The sequence below is a fragment of the Mycobacterium leprae TN genome, from assembly GCF_000195855.1.
GTDB lineage: Bacteria > Actinomycetota > Actinomycetes > Mycobacteriales > Mycobacteriaceae > Mycobacterium > Mycobacterium leprae.
In genome coordinates, this window is record NC_002677.1 from 661,436 (window position 1) to 678,578 (window position 17,143).

At 60.2% G+C, this 17,143-nt stretch carries 13 protein-coding genes and 2 pseudogenes; 10 read left to right on the plus strand and 5 right to left on the minus strand.

What is annotated here, in order from left to right; genetic code table 11:
- Positions 1-454: 454 nt before the first annotated feature.
- Both ML_RS15085 and ML_RS18565 read right to left on the minus strand, forming a co-directional pair.
- Positions 455-757 (minus strand): alpha/beta hydrolase fold domain-containing protein, encoded by a 303-nt coding sequence (locus tag ML_RS15085; RefSeq protein WP_231846694.1) that lies wholly within the window; start codon positions 755-757, stop codon positions 455-457.
- A 338-nt stretch (positions 758-1,095) separates the two neighbouring features.
- Positions 1,096-2,086 (minus strand): annotated as a pseudogene (locus tag ML_RS18565) (alpha/beta hydrolase fold domain-containing protein).
- A gap of 738 nt (positions 2,087-2,824) precedes the next feature.
- Here ML_RS18565 and ML_RS02725 point away from each other — a divergent pair.
- Both ML_RS02725 and ML_RS02730 read left to right on the plus strand, forming a co-directional pair.
- Positions 2,825-4,780, plus strand: coding sequence for a primosomal protein N' (locus tag ML_RS02725; protein WP_010907788.1), 1,956 nt, complete (start codon positions 2,825-2,827; stop codon positions 4,778-4,780).
- A gap of 1,115 nt (positions 4,781-5,895) precedes the next feature.
- Positions 5,896-6,381, plus strand: a complete 486-nt coding sequence (locus tag ML_RS02730; RefSeq protein ID WP_010907789.1) for a MarR family transcriptional regulator — start codon at positions 5,896-5,898, stop codon at positions 6,379-6,381.
- 181 nt (positions 6,382-6,562) lie between these two features.
- On the opposite strand, the gene ML_RS02735 is transcribed toward ML_RS02730, so the two are convergent.
- Positions 6,563-7,387 (minus strand): class I SAM-dependent methyltransferase, encoded by an 825-nt coding sequence (locus ML_RS02735; RefSeq protein WP_010907790.1) that lies wholly within the window; start codon positions 7,385-7,387, stop codon positions 6,563-6,565.
- Between the two features lie 186 nt (positions 7,388-7,573).
- On the opposite strand from ML_RS02735, the gene fmt reads away from it, so the two are divergent.
- From fmt to ribD, 4 genes and pseudogenes are all read left to right on the plus strand, one after another.
- A complete protein-coding gene (gene fmt, locus ML_RS02740; protein ID WP_041323689.1) occupies positions 7,574-8,524 on the plus strand; it encodes a methionyl-tRNA formyltransferase in 951 nt (316 codons plus the stop codon).
- Between the two features lie 89 nt (positions 8,525-8,613).
- A pseudogene (locus ML_RS02745) lies at positions 8,614-9,933 on the plus strand (RsmB/NOP family class I SAM-dependent RNA methyltransferase).
- A 23-nt stretch (positions 9,934-9,956) separates the two neighbouring features.
- Positions 9,957-10,655 (plus strand): ribulose-phosphate 3-epimerase, encoded by a 699-nt coding sequence (rpe, locus tag ML_RS02750; protein ID WP_162618309.1) that lies wholly within the window; start codon positions 9,957-9,959, stop codon positions 10,653-10,655.
- On the plus strand, positions 10,652-11,671 hold the full coding sequence (gene ribD, locus ML_RS02755; protein WP_010907793.1) for a bifunctional diaminohydroxyphosphoribosylaminopyrimidine deaminase/5-amino-6-(5-phosphoribosylamino)uracil reductase RibD: 1,020 nt from the start codon (positions 10,652-10,654) through the stop codon (positions 11,669-11,671). Before rpe ends, ribD begins: the two co-directional genes overlap by 4 nt.
- A 43-nt stretch (positions 11,672-11,714) precedes the next feature.
- Here the strand turns inward: ribD and ML_RS02760 are convergent, their stop codons facing one another.
- The gene (locus ML_RS02760; protein WP_010907794.1) at positions 11,715-13,244 is read right to left on the minus strand and encodes an MFS transporter; all 1,530 of its coding nucleotides are present in this window, start codon (positions 13,242-13,244) and stop codon (positions 11,715-11,717) included.
- Positions 13,244-13,960: an LppX_LprAFG lipoprotein gene (locus tag ML_RS02765; RefSeq protein ID WP_010907795.1), complete on the minus strand. Its 717-nt coding sequence runs from the start codon at positions 13,958-13,960 to the stop codon at positions 13,244-13,246. Before ML_RS02765 ends, ML_RS02760 begins: the two co-directional genes overlap by 1 nt.
- A 156-nt stretch (positions 13,961-14,116) precedes the next feature.
- Here ML_RS02765 and ML_RS02770 point away from each other — a divergent pair, with 156 nt between their 5' ends.
- The 4 genes from ML_RS02770 to ML_RS02785 all read left to right on the plus strand — a co-directional run bounded on the left by ML_RS02770 (position 14,117) and on the right by ML_RS02785 (position 17,120).
- The gene (locus ML_RS02770) at positions 14,117-14,740 is read left to right on the plus strand and encodes a riboflavin synthase (protein WP_010907796.1); all 624 of its coding nucleotides are present in this window, start codon (positions 14,117-14,119) and stop codon (positions 14,738-14,740) included.
- Positions 14,741-14,896: 156 nt separating this feature from the next.
- Positions 14,897-16,174 carry a bifunctional 3,4-dihydroxy-2-butanone-4-phosphate synthase/GTP cyclohydrolase II gene (locus tag ML_RS02775; protein WP_041323693.1) on the plus strand — a complete coding sequence of 426 codons (1,278 nt, stop codon included), beginning with the start codon at positions 14,897-14,899 and terminating at the stop codon, positions 16,172-16,174.
- Positions 16,171-16,653, plus strand: a complete 483-nt coding sequence (gene ribH / locus ML_RS02780) for a 6,7-dimethyl-8-ribityllumazine synthase (protein WP_010907798.1) — start codon at positions 16,171-16,173, stop codon at positions 16,651-16,653. Before ML_RS02775 ends, ribH begins: the two co-directional genes overlap by 4 nt.
- The gene (locus tag ML_RS02785) at positions 16,650-17,120 is read left to right on the plus strand and encodes a PH domain-containing protein (protein WP_010907799.1); all 471 of its coding nucleotides are present in this window, start codon (positions 16,650-16,652) and stop codon (positions 17,118-17,120) included. Before ribH ends, ML_RS02785 begins: the two co-directional genes overlap by 4 nt.
- Positions 17,121-17,143 lie beyond the last annotated feature (23 nt).

Sequence of the window (17,143 nt, forward strand, 5' to 3'; positions counted from 1 at the left end):
TTTCCTTGGGGCGGTGTAGTTGTTAGGAAAGGCATGGCCTGTTTGCCGATGAATTCTCGCAGCGGCGGGTTAAGGTGCGAAAACTTCTTCACCACCGAGAATCTCCTTCCAACACATCATGGGCTAACCAGAGAAGCCAGCCTACTGTGACGAGGAATGCAGCGCCTTCAGGACCCGGCTCATCGCCTCGGCGTCGGGCGCAACCAGGGAGCGAGGCTGATGTAGCCGTGCAACATGGTCGCTCGTGGCGCCACTTTGTTGGCACTCCGGCCGAGTTGAGGGGTAGGCGTACTGAGCTCCGTCGTATCGCATTGAGGTCATGTTCGGTGACGTCGATGAAGGCAGGAAGTAGACCGAATAATATAGGTCGGCGGCATTGGCTGGGGCTGGGTGGCAGGAAGTGTTGTGTAGTCGCGGATGTCGAGGGCAGGAACGTACCAGGTCAGAAATGCATTCAATTACGTTGCGGGCCAGAATCCTTGCATCGGCATTCTGGGTGAAAGACGGGTAGCGATAGGTCAGCCGTGGTTGGCGGGTACCGCAACAATTGGAAAACTACGTTCGATCCGCCACTATCACGATTGTCGCAGGCCAGCTGTGTCATGCTCGCTGAGATGTTGCTACCTGCGGAATCACCAGCGACAGCGATCCTGCGTGGGGCACCGCCTAGCTCGGCGACATGCTCAACTACCCGCTTGTCCTCAATTCTGGCCGGTAACGGATGCTCCGGTGCCAGTCGGTAGCTGACAAACAACACGATGGCTGTTCATGTCGGCGGCGTGCCTGCGGCTGATCGCGTCGTGGGTGTCCAGGCTCCCGATAGACTAGTGGCCGCCGTGGTAGTAGACGACAATGGGCCAGCTGTTAAATGATGCTAGTGGGAGACCAATAGATCCGAACCGGGATGTCGGTGAGTTCGCTTATATCCGACGGTCCGATCCGCAAGTCGGGAAACATCTCCGGAGGTGCTTCGAACTGCTTGAGTTTCGCGCGTGCGACTTCGATGCCGTCGGCGACGTTTAAGGTCGGCGGGAATACGTCGAGCAGCGCCTTGAGCGTCGGGTCGATATCTGGGCCGTGAGGCCGTGGGCTCCGTCATTGGTCTACCGTACGTACCGGGGGCTCTAAGGAGTGCAACGCTGCCCGCAGCGCGGCTAGTTCACGATCCAGCGTGGTGGTGGCCGCGGGCATCACACCCGTGTAGTCGTGCACCACCGTCCCGGCATTGTGCATCTTGACGGGACTCCAGCGGCTGTCAGCAACATCCCGTACCGTATCCCGTTGTCGTCCAACTGGTCATAACCGGCCATGCCGATATAGGAAACTGGCAGATCGGGTAGGTTCTTGGCCCACCCCGGCTTGCGGGTTGGATATCAGTTGATTTCTCCTGTCTACCAACGGTAGAACGCAGCTATCGCTGCGACAGCAAGATTCGGGGCAGTGGCGTTCTCTTGAAACGACGGCAGGACAGGTACCACAGCGTGGAGTAGTACCACAACAGCTGGGACGCCCGCTAGCGGAGGTCCGCCATTATGGGTGCCGGGATGGGCATGGTCGCGGGCGCGTTGCGTGATCACCACGGCGGTGGTTACACCCGCTGAGTTCCCGGCGACGGCCTTCTGAGTTCTGTTTCCACCTAATCTCGGGTTCGTGTTTGGGCTACCCATAACGTTGCAGCCCAGGCTTCTTCGATGGCAGCGGGGGGGGTGCGGGTGCCAATTGGTACCTAGACGGATACCATGGTCGCGTCGGCGCTCACGACGTGCAGGCGGTAGGATCCATCATGGGTATCGAGGTTGTGCCTATGACGAAGCCTCCGCCGTGGAAATACAGCATGATGGGGTGCCGGTAATTTCCCATGTTGCGCACAGGATGGATGGTGGCCAATAGATCCGGATGCCGATAGGGTCTTTTGGGTCGGGAAGGCCCGATTCTCGACGTGCAGTTCGGGGTGGGCAGTTCGGCGCAGCAGGTTACGCAACCGTTGCCGGACTACCTCGATCCCATCGCTGGCGGATAGCCGGAACGTAACCTCATCGAGTACCTTCGGTAAGATGGGTTCGGTCGTTGCGGCGGAATACCCCATCCTCCGCGAGCGGCGTTGGGGTATTCCGAGTTACTGTTGTCGGCGGCCGGCGACTGCTTGTTGGCGATCTCGTGTTTGACAGAATCATCTGGCTACATTCCTGTTGGCGCACGTCTATTCCTGGCTGTATTAGTGCTGCTGCTGGCGCCGTCCTGGACTTGTGTGACCTGCGTTATCCTGGTGTGTTTACCCTCCGGTGGCTCTGCTGACCTGGTTCTGGTCTTACCTGGGCGGCTAACAAACTGACGATTCCGGTGACGGTCTACATTGTCGTTTTATGCTCAAATGATCTGCACTGAGCTACTGGCGTAGCTGCCGACGATCTGGACCGCGGTGAGGCCGGTGTTGTTTCGCGGAGTCGGGCGCGACGATTGCCGTCGTCCGGTTCATCCTGGGCAACGAGGTGGTGGCGATGTTTATCTGGTGGTCGTATGCCACGGACGTGATCTTGATCATAGCTAGGTTTTCTTCGGTCGAGAGTAGCCGAATAACGCACCCGAGTCCGCTGAATTTTAGGGGTTCAGTGGTTGCGGCTACCGTGTACAAGGTTGTCCGTCAGAATGCCGGCTGCAGTATCGTAGGTTGCGAAATTATAGGAAAGTTGTTGTATAGAAATATATTTCGGCGAAGATTTGGATATCGAGACAACCGTTGTGGCTGGTCGGTTGGCTCGACGTGATCCGGGCCAGTGGTGCCCGCACGCCCGTTGCGGTGGAGCCCATCGCGCGAGTGTTGCCGATGCTGTCGGTGCCGCATCTGGATCGCGAGTTTGATTACCTGGTATCCGCCGAGCAGTCTGACGATGCTCAACCGGGGGTGCGGGTGCGGGTGCGGTTCCATGGTCGGCTGGTCGACGGGTTTGTGCTGGAGCGCCGTAATGACACAGAGCACTTCGGCAAATTGGGCTGGCTGGATCGTGTAGTATCCGCTCAACCGGTACTCACCGCAGAAGTACGTCGGCTGGTCGACGCGGTAGTGGCTCGCTATGCTGGGACTAGACCGGATGTGTTGCGGTTGGCGGTGCCAACTCGGCATGCCAGAGTGGAGCGAGAAACCCTTGCGATCCCCGTGTCACCGCTCCCGTTGATTCCGGGGCCGGTCGACCCGTCGGGCTGGGAGGTTTACGGTCGTGGCGGGCAGTTCCTGACTGCGCTGGCCGAGTCGCGCGCCGCCCGCGCCGTCTGGCAAGCGCTACCCGGCGAGCAATGGGCGGACCGATTTGCCGAGGCTGCCGCGCAAGCCATCCGCGCCGGACGGGCGGCATTGGCGATCGTGCCTGATCAACGGGATTTGGATGTACTGTGGCGGGCCGTGACGACTCGGGTCGACGAACGTAGTGTGGTGGCTCTCTCAGCGGGCCTGGGTCAGGCAGTGCGGTATCAGCGTTGGCTGAAGGTGTTGCGCGGCAGCGCGCGGCTAGTGATCGGCACCCGCAGTGCGGTGTTCGCGCCGGTCAACGACCTGGGTTTGGTCATGGTCTGGTCTGATGCCGACGACATGTTGGCCGAGCCGCGGGCACCCTATCCGCATGCCCGTGAAGTGGCTATGTTGCGCGCGTATCAGGCACGCTGCGCAGCATTGATCGGCGGCTACACCCGGACGGCAGAAGCCCACGCGTTGGTGCGCAGCGGATGGGCCCACGATGTGGTTGCCGCACGTTCTGTGGTTCGTGCTCGTGCTCCGCGGGTAGTGGCTCTCGACGACAGCGGATACGCCGAGGAAAGTGACCCGGCAGCCCGCACTGCGCGACTTCCGTCGATTGCACTGCGCGCGGCCCGCTCGGCGCTTGCGGCTGGAGCACCGGTGCTGGTGCAGGTGCCGCGGCGTGGGTATGTGCCATCGTTGGCCTGCGGGCGTTGCCGTACATTAGCCCGTTGTCGACACTGCACGGGTCCGCTTTCGCTGCTAGACCGTGCCACCCCCGGTACCGTCTGTTGCTGGTGCGGCCGAGCCGATCTGACGTTACGTTGCGCGCGCTGCGGGTCGGAGGTGGTGCGCGCGGTGGTGGTTGGGGCTCGCCGCACGGCCGAAGAGCTCGGCCGTGCGTTCGCCGGTATGCCGGTCATCACCTCGGTGGGCGACACCATCGTGCCGGAAGTCGGTGCCCGACCGGCTCTGGTGGTCGCCACCCCCGGGGCTGAACCGCGTGCTCCAGGTGGGTACGGGGCAGCGCTGCTGCTGGATACCTGGGCATTGCTAGGCCGGCAAGATCTGCGAGCGGCCGAGGAAGCCCTGTGGCGTTGGATGACCGCGGCCGCATTAGTGCGTGCGCGGGGTGATGGGGGGGTGGTGATGGTAGTCGCTGAAGCATCTATTCCGACAGTGCAGTCCTTGATGCGCTGGGATCCGGCCAGTCACGCGGAGGCTGAACTGGCGGCTAGAACCGAAGTTGGCTTGCCACCTAGCGTGCACATCGCGGCAGTCGATGGTACCACCGGCGCAGTTAACGAGTTGTTGCAGGAGGCCCGGTTGCCCGATGAAGCCGATTTGCTCGGCCCGGTGGACCTGCCGCAGGGTGTGCGCCGCCCAGCAGGCACCCCCCTCGGCGCACCGATCAGCAGGCTGTTGGTACGGGTGCCTCGTGAGCAGGGCTGGCAACTGGCAGCGAGTCTGCGGCGTGGCATCGGCGTGCTGAGCGTGCGGCAAACTCATCAACTGGTCCGTGTGCAGATTGACCCGCTGCACATCGGATAGCCTCACAGCTTGCGGGCGACGAAAATCAAGTATTGTCACTCTAACTTATTGCTCCCCTACTTCAGACGTTGCCGGCTGAGCTCGGCGAGTTTGGCATCGAGTGCCGCTATGCGTTTGAGGCCGTCGGCGATGTTGAGTTAGGCAATCGATCATCGGGCCGTATACGGTCTCGAAGTAGTCACGGTATGTTTTGGGGGAGCAGAACCGTTCCACTGTCAAGCATTCGTGTTGTGTGCGAATATCATTGACGTGGTTGCGCAGCAAGTCGAAGTCGTTCGCATAATCCTCGCTTCCTCACCACACCTCCGGGGGCTCATCCGGCGTGAAAGCCGGTCGGTACAGTGTCAATCTGATGGTGGAAAACAATCGACAGTAGAACTCCTTCGGGTGTTCAGCTGATCAATCCGATCGTACCGCGACGACACACCCGGGCTAGTGCAATCAGTAGCGTGTTGATGAGGTGGGGCGAACAGCACTCCGGTTGCTGAGAGTAATGCGTCAAATTCCCCAACGCCGAACGGCAGAGCTTCGGCGTTGGCGTCCCGCCAGTCGAGCTCAAGACTCGTTGCTGCCGCCTTCATCAAGGCGGCAGCAACCCGGGTGTCAGATCGCTGGTAACGACATGGGCACCGGCTATAGCGGCAGGGGAGTGAGACCTTGCACCAGCCGGCGCCTACGTCAAGCACGCGATAGCTGGAACGCATGCCGGTGGCAGAACAACAAGGTTGTACGTTGGGCGACGTTGGTCCCCTCGAAGTGTCGCCAGGACCTCGTCGGTTATGGACGCGTGAGTAACCCAGGGTCCACAGTGCCTGATGCGTGGTCGTTGGGATAAGGAGCGTACTGCTCGGGTCCACTGGTTGCAGCGAAAACCATCGGATTTCTTGGAGAATGCAACATGACACAACGAGGGACTTCAACTCCGATCCGACCTCGCCGTCGAGGGCAGGAATTTTCTACTAGCAACCTAGATCATGTTCCGCAGCAATAGTGTGTGCGTGCAATAGTCTTTTATAGTTGCCACGCTGTAAGGCTGTTACAGTTTTTATGCGTTTAGTCCGTGTAGTGCAACAATGACGTTGGCGGCCTGAGAAGGCTTTGGACATGGGGGCACGATGGTAACGGACGATGCGACTGTAGCTGATGAGTCGTTGGATGACATCACCGATGCCTTGCTGACAGCGTCCCGGTTGTTGGTTGCTGTCTCAGCTCACTCAATCGGCCAAGTCGACGAGACCATTACCTTTCCGCAGTTTCGAACACTGGTGATCTTGTCCAATCGGGGTCCGGTCAACTTGGCAACCTTGGCTGGTTTGTTGGGTGTGCAACCGTCGGCTACCGGCCGTATGGTCGATCGCTTGGTCGCCGCCAGGCTAATCGATCGCTTGCCGCATCCGACCTCTCGGCGGGAACTGCTCGTAGCGTTGACCAAGCGTGGACGGGAGGTCGTTAGGCGGGTCACCGCACAGCGGCGTGTCGAGATCGCTCGAATCGTAGAAAAAATGCCGCCCTCCGAACGTCTTGGACTGGTGCGAGCCCTGACTGCATTCAGCACTGCTGGCGGTGAGCCAGACGTACGTCTCGATATAATCTCAATATAAATCATGATAATGAGATGTAATTATAATCTCAATATAAATCATGATAATGAGATGTAATGTAGGTGGGGCCACGGCTCTGCTGTTAGCTGTTAATAGCGCGTGGCTAATTCTTTCTTCCTTGTGGCAGCGCCTCGAGCTCGGCATTGGGGGAGGGGGGGGCCGAGCTCGAGGCGGCCGGTCTTCAGTGTTTTTGCGCGGTGAGCAATAGATATTCCCAACCCATAGTGCTGTTGGTTAGGTATTTTTGTGCGAGTTCGGTGAGTTGCGCATCGAGTTCAGCGGCGAGTACTGAGTTGTCGCCGATGTTTGTGTAGGCCTCGATCGTCGGGCCGTAATGGTTCTTGAAGTAATTGTGGACGCCCTCGGCGGAGTTGAACCGCTTTACCTCGAGCTGTCTGCGTTCTGTTTTGACGTTGGTGACGGTGTCGTCTAGTAGCCCTCGGATGTAGGCCTCGCGTCCCCATAGTGCCGCCGGGGGTAAAGCTGCAGAGAGGCTTGGCCGGTATGGCCTGATGGTAGCCAGCATTCGGCCGAAGAATCCCTCTTGTGTCCAGCTGATCACACCGATTGTCCCGTTGGGTCGGCAAACTCGAACTAGCTCGCTGGCAGCGCGTCGATGGTCTGGCGCGAACATCACGCCGATTGCTGACATCACGACATCGAACTCTCCGTCACCAAACGGCAGGGCTTGTGCATCGGCTTCTCGGTATTCGAGCGTCAATCCGAGCTCAGTGGCCCTGGCTTGGGAACGCTGCAACAGCTCCGGCGTCAGGTCGGTGGAGACAATGGTGGCGCCCGTCTTGGCAGCGGGAAGCGAGATGTTGCCAGAGCCGGCAGCGACGTCGAGTACTTGCATGCCCGGTCGAATGCCCGTGGCGGTGACCAGGATTGGTCCGAGTGGGGCCATCACCTCTTCGGCCATCAGGGCGTAGTCGCCCAGTGCCCACATCGCCCGATGAATAGCCGCAAGCGACTGATCCTCGTGGATGGGGGTGTAGAGGTTCATTCGGTCTCCTCCCAAGTGCAATCGTGCTCGCTAGAAATAATAAGCACTAGCAATGGTAAATGTCCATAACATATGATAAATGTATATAACATCTGTATATGTACGTATATCGCTTATGTGGCTTACTTCACATGTGCACAGGTTGCGGGATAGCAAGGACTTGGAGACCGTTTTTAGACTGTGCTGGTGCGTCTCGTGTTTGCCGGTACCCCTGAATCTGCGCTGCCCGCGCTGTGTCGTCTTATCGACTCGCCCCGTCATGACGTGATTGCGGTGTTGACCCGGCCCGACGCCGCATCTGGTCGGCGAGGCAAGCCAGAGCCGTCTCCTGTGGCCCGCGAGGCGCTTGACCGTGGCATTCCGTTGCTGCGGCCAGCGCGGCCGAACTCGCCCGTGTTCGTTAGTGAACTATCGGAGTGGGCCCCCGAGTGTTGTGTGGTGGTGGCCTACGGCGCACTGCTGGGCAGTCCGTTGCTCGCAGTGCCCCCGCGGGGCTGGGTTAACTTGCACTTCTCGCTGCTGCCGGCTTGGCGTGGCGCGGCGCCGGTGCAAGCGGCGATCGCCGCCGGGGACACGATCACCGGAGCGACAACGTTCCAGATCGAGCCGAGCTTGGATTCTGGACCGGTTTACGGAGTGGTCACCGAGACGATCCAGCCGACTGACACCGCCGGCGATCTGCTTGAGCGACTGGCGGTTTCCGGGGCTACACTGCTGTCGAGCACACTGGACGGCATCGCCGACGCTATATTGACGCCGCGACAGCAACCTGTCGACGGGGTCAGCTTCGCGCCGAAAATAACTGTTGAGCAGGCCCGGGTGTGTTGGGATCTTCCGGCACCGGTTGTTGAGCGTCGTATTCGGGCGGTCACGCCCAATCCGGGTGCATGGACACTTGTCGGTAAGTTACGGGTCAAACTTGGACCGGTGCGCTTTGATTCTGGCGCTGTTGAGGTGCCGAGGTTGTTAAAGCCCTTGCTGCCCGGTGGTATTCATGTAGACCACAAAAGCGTCTGGATCGGCACTGGCTCAGATCCGGTGCGGTTGAGCAAAGTGCAACCGCAGGGAAAGAAATTCATGAACGCTGTAGACTGGGCGCATGGCGCCCGACTGGATCCCGCAGCGCGGGCATCATGACTTCGGTTCAGGACAAATCACACCGAATTTAGCTAGATTGTAAACTAATCCGGCAGCAAAACCTAGGACGGTGACCCCGCAGCCGACCTCTGGTCCTGGCGCGTGACGTTGCGTTCGAGGTACTTCGAGTGGTCAGTGAGCGCTATACGTATGCGAACTTTGCGCTGTCCGCACTGCTGTGGCAATGTGGTACTAGCGGCTGTGACGCGGCGTTCGCCACCGAGTTGGCTTGCGGTGCGTGCCGAACCCGAGGTTGGTTTGACGCGGTCATCGTTGTAGCAGAAGGACTTTCGCTGCAAGCGATTAATCCAGTGTTACTCGACCTATTCCGACTGGGTGCCTACCAGTTGCTGCGCACCCGCGTTGAGGCATACGCCGCAATGTCCACCACAGTCGAACAGGAACGAATCGAATTTGACTTGTCGCGAGCGGTTTTCGTCAAAATCGTGTTGTGTACTCGCGCCAAGCGAGACGAGCGCTCCTGAGTGGACTAGCTGGCTCCCGACCCATCAAGCGATCCGATCGGGTACACGGCCTTCGTCCATGCCCATCCCAGTTGGATTGCCCAGGCCTTCGCGGATGCTCTGGGCTCGGCGGCTACAGAGCTCGATGCGATACGTGCCAGCGACGACGAACGACTCTAGGTGCACTTGGGGGCCCACCTGGGAATGCTGAGCGCCGCAGAACTAGCCGACATGGTGCACGGCACCGTCGGGCGGTACTCGCCGTATACGGTGTACTTATCTGGTGGCGACCCCGAACAGTTGGCGTCGGCGTGCGACGGTGCAGCCCTGGTCCAGGATGAGGGAAGTCAGTTGGTAGCCCGCGCACTAACCGTGGTACCGGTCGACGGTGACATTGGCCTATGGCTGGATTTGTGTGCCGGGCCGGGTGGCAAGACCGCGCTGGGTGACGACTGCGGTGCTCGGGTCACCGCGGTCAAGCCGGCGCCGCGCTGATCTGGTGGTGGACAACACCCGCGGGTTGCCGGTAAACGTGTTGCGTGTCGACGGGCGCCAGTCCGGCCTCGACCCGGGCTTGACCGGGTGCTCATCGATGTGCTCTGCATCGGATTAGGCGCATTGCGCCGTAGGCCCGAGGCACGCTGGCGCCATCAGCCCAGTTACGTGCCAGCGTTAGCAAAGTTGCAGTGCGAGTTTTTGAACGCTGCGATAGCGCTGACTCGACCGGATGGCGTGCTGCTTTATTCGACGTGTTCGCCTCACCTGGCCGAGATGGTAGGAGTGGTAGCCAACGCGTTGCATCGTAATCTGTTGTGCGTGTTGGACACTCGATAGTTGTTTGAGCTGATCGTCGAGGGTCTGGGAGCTGGTCCGTATGTGCAGCTTTGGCCGCACCGGCACGGCACTGACGCCATGTTCGCAGCTGTACTGTGCCGCCTGCTGTGATCCGCGTAGCGGGGTTCAGTAGTCTGCGGCTCATGCCTGGCAACAACATGGGACCCCTGATCGCCCCGTCGATCCTGGCCGCTGATTTCGCCCGGCTCACCGACGAAGCCGCCGTTGTGGCCAGCGCTGATTGGTTGCATGTCGATGTGATGGACGGCCACTTCGTGCCAAACCTGACTATCGGACTGCCGGTGGTGCAGAGTCTGCTAGCTGCCAGCGACATCCCGATGGATTGTCATCTAATGATCGACAACCCAGACAGGTGGGCACCGCCGTACGCCGAAGCCGGCGCCTATAACGTCACCTTTCACGCTGAGGCTACCGACAATCCGGTAGGAGTAGCCCACGACATCCGGACCGCTGGCGCTAAAGCGGGGATCGGAGTTAAGCCTGGGACACCGCTGAATCCCTACTTGGACATCCTGCCGCACTTCGACACCCTGCTCATCATGTCGGTGGAACCTGGCTTCGGAGGCCAGGCATTTATCCCCGAAGTGCTGAGTAAGGTGCGTACAGTACGCAAGATGGTTGATGCGGGTGAGTTGACGATCCTGGTCGAGATCGATGGCGGCATCAATGCGGACACTATTGAGCAAGCTGCCGAAGCCGGTGTGGACTGTTTCGTCGCTGGATCGGCCGTCTATGGCGCAGCCGACCCCAGTGCCGCGGTAGCTGCTTTACGGCGACGGGCTGGTGCCGTGTCGCCGCATCTACGCCGGTGAACGTTCAAACGGTCGACAGCCTCGATGCCGCCATGCGGCTGGCTGTTGAACAGTCTTACCTGGTCAAGGGCGCCACCTATCCGAATCCACCGGTGGGTGCGGTTATTGTGGATCCCGATGGGCGGGTTGTTGGCGTGGGCGCCACCGAGCCGGCCGGCGGCGACCATGCTGAAGTGGTGGCGCTGCGCAGCGCCGGCGTTACAGCGGCCGGTGCCATTGCAGTGGTCACCCTTGAGCCGTGCAACCACTACGGCAAGACTCCGCCATGCGTGAACGCGCTGCTGGAGGCCAAAGTGGATAAGGTAGCATATGCCATCGCCGATCCGAACGCAAGCGCTGGTGGCGGTGCGGCTCGGTTGACGGCAGCCGGCGTGCATGTGCAGTCTGGGGTATTGGCCGATCTGGTGACCGCCGGACCGCTGCGGGAGTGGCTGCACAAACAGCGGACCGGGCTGCCTCACGTGACGTGGAAGTATGCCAGCAGCATAGATGGTCGTAGCGCTGCTGCCGATGGCTCGAGTCGGTGGCTCTCTAGCGAAGCCTCGCGCGCAGACCTACATCGTCGCCGCGCCACAGCTGACGCCATTGTGGTTGGCACCGGCACCGTCCTGGCCGATAACCCGACCCTGACGGCCCGCCTAGCCAATGGTGCGCTGGCTGACCGGCAACCGTTGCGGGTGGTGGTGGGCATGCGGGAAATACCGCTAGAAGCGAACGTTCTCAACGACGATTCACCTACTATGGTGATTCGTACCCACGATCCCATGGAGGTCCTCAAGGCGCTTGCAGATCGGACAGACGTGCTGCTGGAGGGGGGGCCTACCCTGGCCGGAGCCTTTCTGCGGGCTGGGACGATCAACCGGATCCTGGCCTACGTCGCGCCGATCTTGCTGGGCGGCCCCGTCACTGCAGTCGACGACGTGGGGGTTCCCAACATTGCGCGGGCGCTACGTTGGCAGTTCGACGGCATCGACCGGGCTGGCTCGGATTTAGTGATTAGTCTGGTGACGCGTTAGCGCGTAGCCGTTACGGTGTTGGCATTGGGTCTTTTGTGGTCCGCTACTCGGGGACTTTTGGCTCGCTCGCGTGTTCTTTGCGGCTGCTGATCAGCAGACCCAGCAGTGCTCCGATGACACACACGATGGCGGTGATCATGAATATGTCGCTGTACATCATCGTGTATGCACGTTTGGCCTGGTCGGCTACCGCAGCCGCGCGTTCAATCAGGGTGGCATCGGGCGGGACCGCCGTAGACAACCCCGCAAGGATCTGGTTGAACCGGTACAACCCCCAGGCGGTCAGTGCGGCTACTCCGATCAACATGCCGGTCATCCTGGCGACCACCACTGCCGCTGAGGCGATGCCGTGCTGCGCCGTCGGGACAACTCGCAGGGTAGCCGAAGACAGTGGACCGATCACCAGGCCAAGTCCCAGGCCGGCCACCAACAGGTCGGCGTACATCGTGGGCACACTGAACAGCCCGAAGATGCTGCGCCGGTAGTTCAACAAGTCGACTGGCCAATGTGAGATCAGCCAATAGCCGCCCGCAGTGATGAGCAGCCCGACGAAGGTCATCGTGCGGTCACCAGCCTTGGTGGCGCCCCACCCGCCCAACACCGCCCCGATCGGCAGCGCGATCAGAAACCACACCAGCAGCCCGGCTGCTTGGGTTTGGTCCATTCCCAACACGCCCTGGCCGAACAGCTCCACATTGACCAGTGTCACCATTAGCGCCGCGCCCGCAGCGACCGATGCGCCCAGTGCGGACAGGAACGGTCGGATGTGCACACCGGCAGGGTCGATCAGCCGGGTGCGTGCGCAGCGCTCCCAGACCGCGAATGCCACCGTGGCGACGATCCCCCCGACCAGTACGGGCACCCCATAGCTCGGCAGCACCTGTTTGCTGTCGGGTTGGGGATTGTATAGTCCGATGACCACCAGGCCCAGCGCGATGGCCAACAGCACACCGCCGACCACGTCGACCTTTTCCAGCTCGTCACCGCGGTCGTGCGCTGACAGGCTGACTTGGATCATCAGCATGGCGATCGCGGTCAGCGGGATGTTGATCCAGAACACGTATCGCCAATCGCTGAATAGCCAAACGATGAAGATGCCGTACAGCGGACCCAGCACACTGCCGAGCTCCTGCGCGGCGCCAATGCCACCGAGCACGCCAGCGCGGTTGCGCTGCGCCCACAGGTCGGCGCCCAGTGCAAGGGTGATCGGTAGCAGCGCGCCGCTGGCGACCCCCTGGATGGTGCGGCCTGCGATCAGCATATGAAAGTCGCCAAATTGTCCGGCTAGTGCGGTCATCACTGACCCGATGGCGAATCCGGCCAAGCTGACCTGCAACAGCAACTTGCGGCCAAATCGGTCGGAAGCTCGGCTCAGCAGCGGCATTGCGGCGATGTAGCCCAGCAGATACATCGTGACGATCCAGGTGATCCGCTGCATCTGGTTTACCGGGATGCCAACGTCGTGCATGATGTCGCGCATGATGGTGACCACGACATAGGTGTCCAGAGCCCCCAGCAGTACTGCGAGGCTGCCGGCGCTGATCGCAACTCGGCGTCCCGCCCGCGTGCTCATCAGCTCACCTGGGGCTTGGTTACCTGTACCGGCTCATCCCAATTCGACAGTGTCATCTGGACGGAATTGCCCGAACTCTTATTGTCTATCCTGATCTGCGCTAGCTGGTGATCACCTGTTTCTTGAATCCAGACGGTGGCCGGCATGGGCTGCGTGGCGTTGAACGGCGGCGCGATCTTGTTAACGGCATCTGCGGAGACGTTTCCACTGATGCGTACGGCGCTCTGACCGTTGATGCTGTCGCGGCCCTCGGTCTTGGCGCCGGTAAAATTCGCCAGCACGTTGGCTAGACCGGCGTCCGGATTGAGGATGGACGCGACATCGTAAATGTCGGAGGCCTTACCGAAATCACTCCATTTGCTCGGCGTCAGGGTAGCATATAGCTCTCCGTCGACAACTACGAAGTTGGCATTGAGATCGGCCCCGTCAAGTGTGATCGTGGCGTTTCCCGACGCGACGGTGTTCGGGTGCGTGGTTAAGTCACCCGTCAGCGTCTTTACGGGCAGTCCGGTGATTTTGCCATTCACTGACAATACCAGGTGTGCGCTCGTGACGTTCTTGGTGATGTCAGTGGCCTGTTTGACCCAAGTCGTCGCGTCGGGCAGTGGTCCGCTGCTCAGGTTGGAGCCTGATGAGCAGCCGGCGATCACGGCGGTGGCGGTATTCAGTGTGGCGAGGACGGCGAAGAGCCGGCGATGATGTTTAGGGGCTTGCATACCCTGCATCGTAGAGGGTGACAGTGACCGATTCGGAAAGCACGGGGAGTGTTATTAGAGTGTTAAGGGGGTGAACACGGAGCGGCGACGCTGCTTGACAACGGCGTTTGCCGTGCCTGACAGGGGTCGAGCGGACGGCCAAACTAGTCTTGTCCCATGTTCACCGGAATTGTTGAGGAACTCGGAGAGGTGGTCGGTCGGGACGCCCATGCCGATGCGGCGCGCCTAATCATTCGCGGTCGCACGGTCACCGCCGACGCTGGCCATGGCGATTCGATCGCGGTTAACGGCGTGTGCCTTACAGTGGTGGAGGTGCTGCCCGACGGCCAATTCAGTGCTGATGTGATGGCAGAAACGCTCCATCGCTCCAACTTGGGTGAGCTACGAGTCGGCAATCGGGTCAACCTGGAGCGCGCTGTGGCTATTAACAGCCGGCTCGGCGGGCATATCGTGCAGGGGCATGTGGACGGCACCGGCGAGGTGGTGGCTCGCACCCTCTCAGACCACTGGGAGGTGGTGCGGATAGAGGTGCCCCCGGCGGTGGCTCGCTATTTCGTTGAAAAGGGCTCGATCACCGTCGACGGGATTTCGCTGACGGTCTCCGGGCTCGGTGCTGAACCTCGGGACTGGTTGGAGGTTTCTTTGATCCCAACGACCCGAGAGCTGACCACCCTTGGCCGTACTCCGTTGGGAACGCAGGTGAACCTTGAAGTGGACGTCATCGCCAAATATGTTGAGCGGCTACTCCAGAGCGTTCCTACCGGGGATTTGACTCGATAGCCTTTCCTGCAGTGGCATGAGCCGCGCAACTGTGCGGCTCATGCCACTTAATCTGCCTTGAAAAGCTGTGGCAATGACCGTGGCAGCACGGTGGTTCATACTGAATGCAGCGTGTGGGCTGCTTGTGTGGGCCCTTTTGATAGCAAGGTGGCAAAGATGACGAGGTTGGACTCCGTCGAGCGGGCAGTTGCCGACATTGCGGCTGGTAAAGCCGTTGTCGTCATCGACGATGAGGACCGCGAGAACGAAGGCGACCTGATCTTCGCCGCCGAAAAGGCAACGCTGGAGATGGTGGCCTTTATGGTCCGCTATACCTCGGGATACTTGTGCGCGCCACTGGATGGTGCGATCTGCGACCGGTTGGGACTTTTGCCGATGTTTGCGGTGAATCAAGACAAACATGGGACTGCCTACACGGTCACTGTCGATGCGAGAAACGGTGTAGGAACCGGGATTTCGGCTTCTGATCGGGCTACCACAATGCGATTATTAGCTGACCCGGCTAGTGTCGCTGACGATTTCACCCGCCCCGGCCATGTGGTTCCGTTGCGTGCCAAGGACGGCGGTGTGTTGCGCCGGCCGGGTCACACAGAGGCCGCCGTCGACTTGGCCCGGCTGGCAGGATTGCAGCCCGCAGGAGCGATCTGCGAGATCGTCAGTCAGAAGGACGAAGGCTCGATGGCACAGACCGACGAGTTGCGGGTCTTCGCTGATGAGCACGATCTGGCGCTGATCACCATTGCCGATCTGATCGCATGGCGGCGCAAGCATGAGAAGCACATCGAGCGGGTTGCTGAAGCGCGGATCCCAACCCGTCATGGAGAGTTTCGTGCTATTGGCTATACTAGTATTTACGACGACGTTAAGCATGTGGCACTGGTCCGCGGCGAAATTGCCGGATCAAGCGGTGACGGCGATGACATATTGGTCCGGGTGCACTCCGAGTGTTTGACGGGTGATGTGTTCGGCTCACGGCGTTGCGATTGTGGGACCCAACTCGATGCCGCTATGGCTATGGTGGCGCGAGAAGGACGCGGTGTGGTGTTATACATGCGCGGCCATGAAGGTCGAGGTATCGGGCTGATGCATAAACTGCAAGCATACCAGCTACAGGATGCTGGCGCGGACACCGTGGACGCTAACATCAAGCTTGGATTCCCTTCTGATGCAAGGGATTACGGAATTGGTGCGCAGATACTCGTCGATCTCGGAGTGCGCTCGATGCGACTGTTAACCAACAATCCCGCCAAGCGGGTTGGGCTGGACGGGTACGGACTGCAGATCATCGAGCGGGTGCCGCTTCCGGTGCGGGCCAACGCGGATAACATCCGTTACTTGATGACCAAGCGTGACAAGATGGGTCACGACCTGGGCGGGTTGGATGATTTTCATGAATCAAACTATTTTCCAGGTGAATTCGGCGGTGCTTTATGAGTGGTGGAGCCGGTATTCCGGAGGTTCCGGGGATCGACGCTTCCGGTCTGCGGCTAGGTATTGTCGCAAGCACCTGGCACAGCAGAATTTGCGATGCGCTGTTGGCGGGCGCGCGCAAAGTTGCTGCCGACTCGGGTATCGATGGCCCGACAGTAGTCCGTGTGCTCGGTGCCATCGAAATTCCGGTAGTGGTGCAGGAGCTCGCTCGCCACCACGATGCAGTTGTTGCCCTGGGTGTCGTGATCCGTGGCGATACACCACATTTCGATTATGTTTGCAATTCCGTAACGCAAGGCTTGACGCGCATAGCGCTAGATACCTCGACGCCGGTTGGCAACGGTGTGCTGACCACCAATACCGAGAAACAGGCGCTGGATCGGGCTGGGCTTCCGACGTCGGCCGAAGACAAGGGGGCCCAGGCGGCAGCTGCTGCGCTGACCACCGCATTGACCCTGCTTAACTTGCGTTCTCGGATATGACCGCACAGTTGGATCGGGACGATTGGGATGTGGAATTGCGTCCCTACTGGACGCCGTTATTTGCCTACGCTGCAGCGTTTCTGATCGCGGCAGCGCATATTACAGTGGGCTTACTGCTCAGAATCAAGTCCAGTGGAGTGGTCTTCCGGACCGCCGATCAGGTAGCGATCGGTGCGTTGGGGCTGGTTATCGCGAGCGCCGTGCTGTTGCTCACGCGGCCGCGCCTTAGGGTCGGTGCCGCAGGATTGTTGGTGCGTAATATCATGTTTTATAGGATAATTCCGTGGTCGCATGTGGTTGACGTGTCATTTCCGTTAGGAAGTCATTGGGCGCGAATCGACCTGCCCGACGATGAGTACATCCCGTTGATGGCGATTCAGGCTGTCGATAAAGAGCGTGCCGTGGAAGCCATGGACGCTGTGCGTGCACTGCTGGCCCGATATCGGGCCGGACCTTATGGTCCTTGACAAAACGGCACACTGAAACATCT

Bases quoted from the DNA above. Each gene is read 5' to 3' on its own strand.
- ML_RS02725 (WP_010907788.1), top strand. From the start codon at position 2,825: ATGCTGTCGGTGCCGCATCTGGATCGCGAGTTTGATTACCTGGTATCC.
- ML_RS02730 (WP_010907789.1), top strand. From the start codon at position 5,896: ATGGTAACGGACGATGCGACTGTAGCTGATGAGTCGTTGGATGACATC.
- ML_RS02735 (WP_010907790.1), bottom strand. From the start codon at position 7,387: ATGAACCTCTACACCCCCATCCACGAGGATCAGTCGCTTGCGGCTATT.
- ML_RS02760 (WP_010907794.1), bottom strand. From the start codon at position 13,244: ATGAGCACGCGGGCGGGACGCCGAGTTGCGATCAGCGCCGGCAGCCTC.
- ML_RS02765 (WP_010907795.1), bottom strand. From the start codon at position 13,960: ATGCAAGCCCCTAAACATCATCGCCGGCTCTTCGCCGTCCTCGCCACA.
- ML_RS02770 (WP_010907796.1), top strand. From the start codon at position 14,117: ATGTTCACCGGAATTGTTGAGGAACTCGGAGAGGTGGTCGGTCGGGAC.
- ML_RS02775 (WP_041323693.1), top strand. From the start codon at position 14,897: ATGACGAGGTTGGACTCCGTCGAGCGGGCAGTTGCCGACATTGCGGCT.
- ribH (WP_010907798.1), top strand. From the start codon at position 16,171: ATGAGTGGTGGAGCCGGTATTCCGGAGGTTCCGGGGATCGACGCTTCC.
- ML_RS02785 (WP_010907799.1), top strand. From the start codon at position 16,650: ATGACCGCACAGTTGGATCGGGACGATTGGGATGTGGAATTGCGTCCC.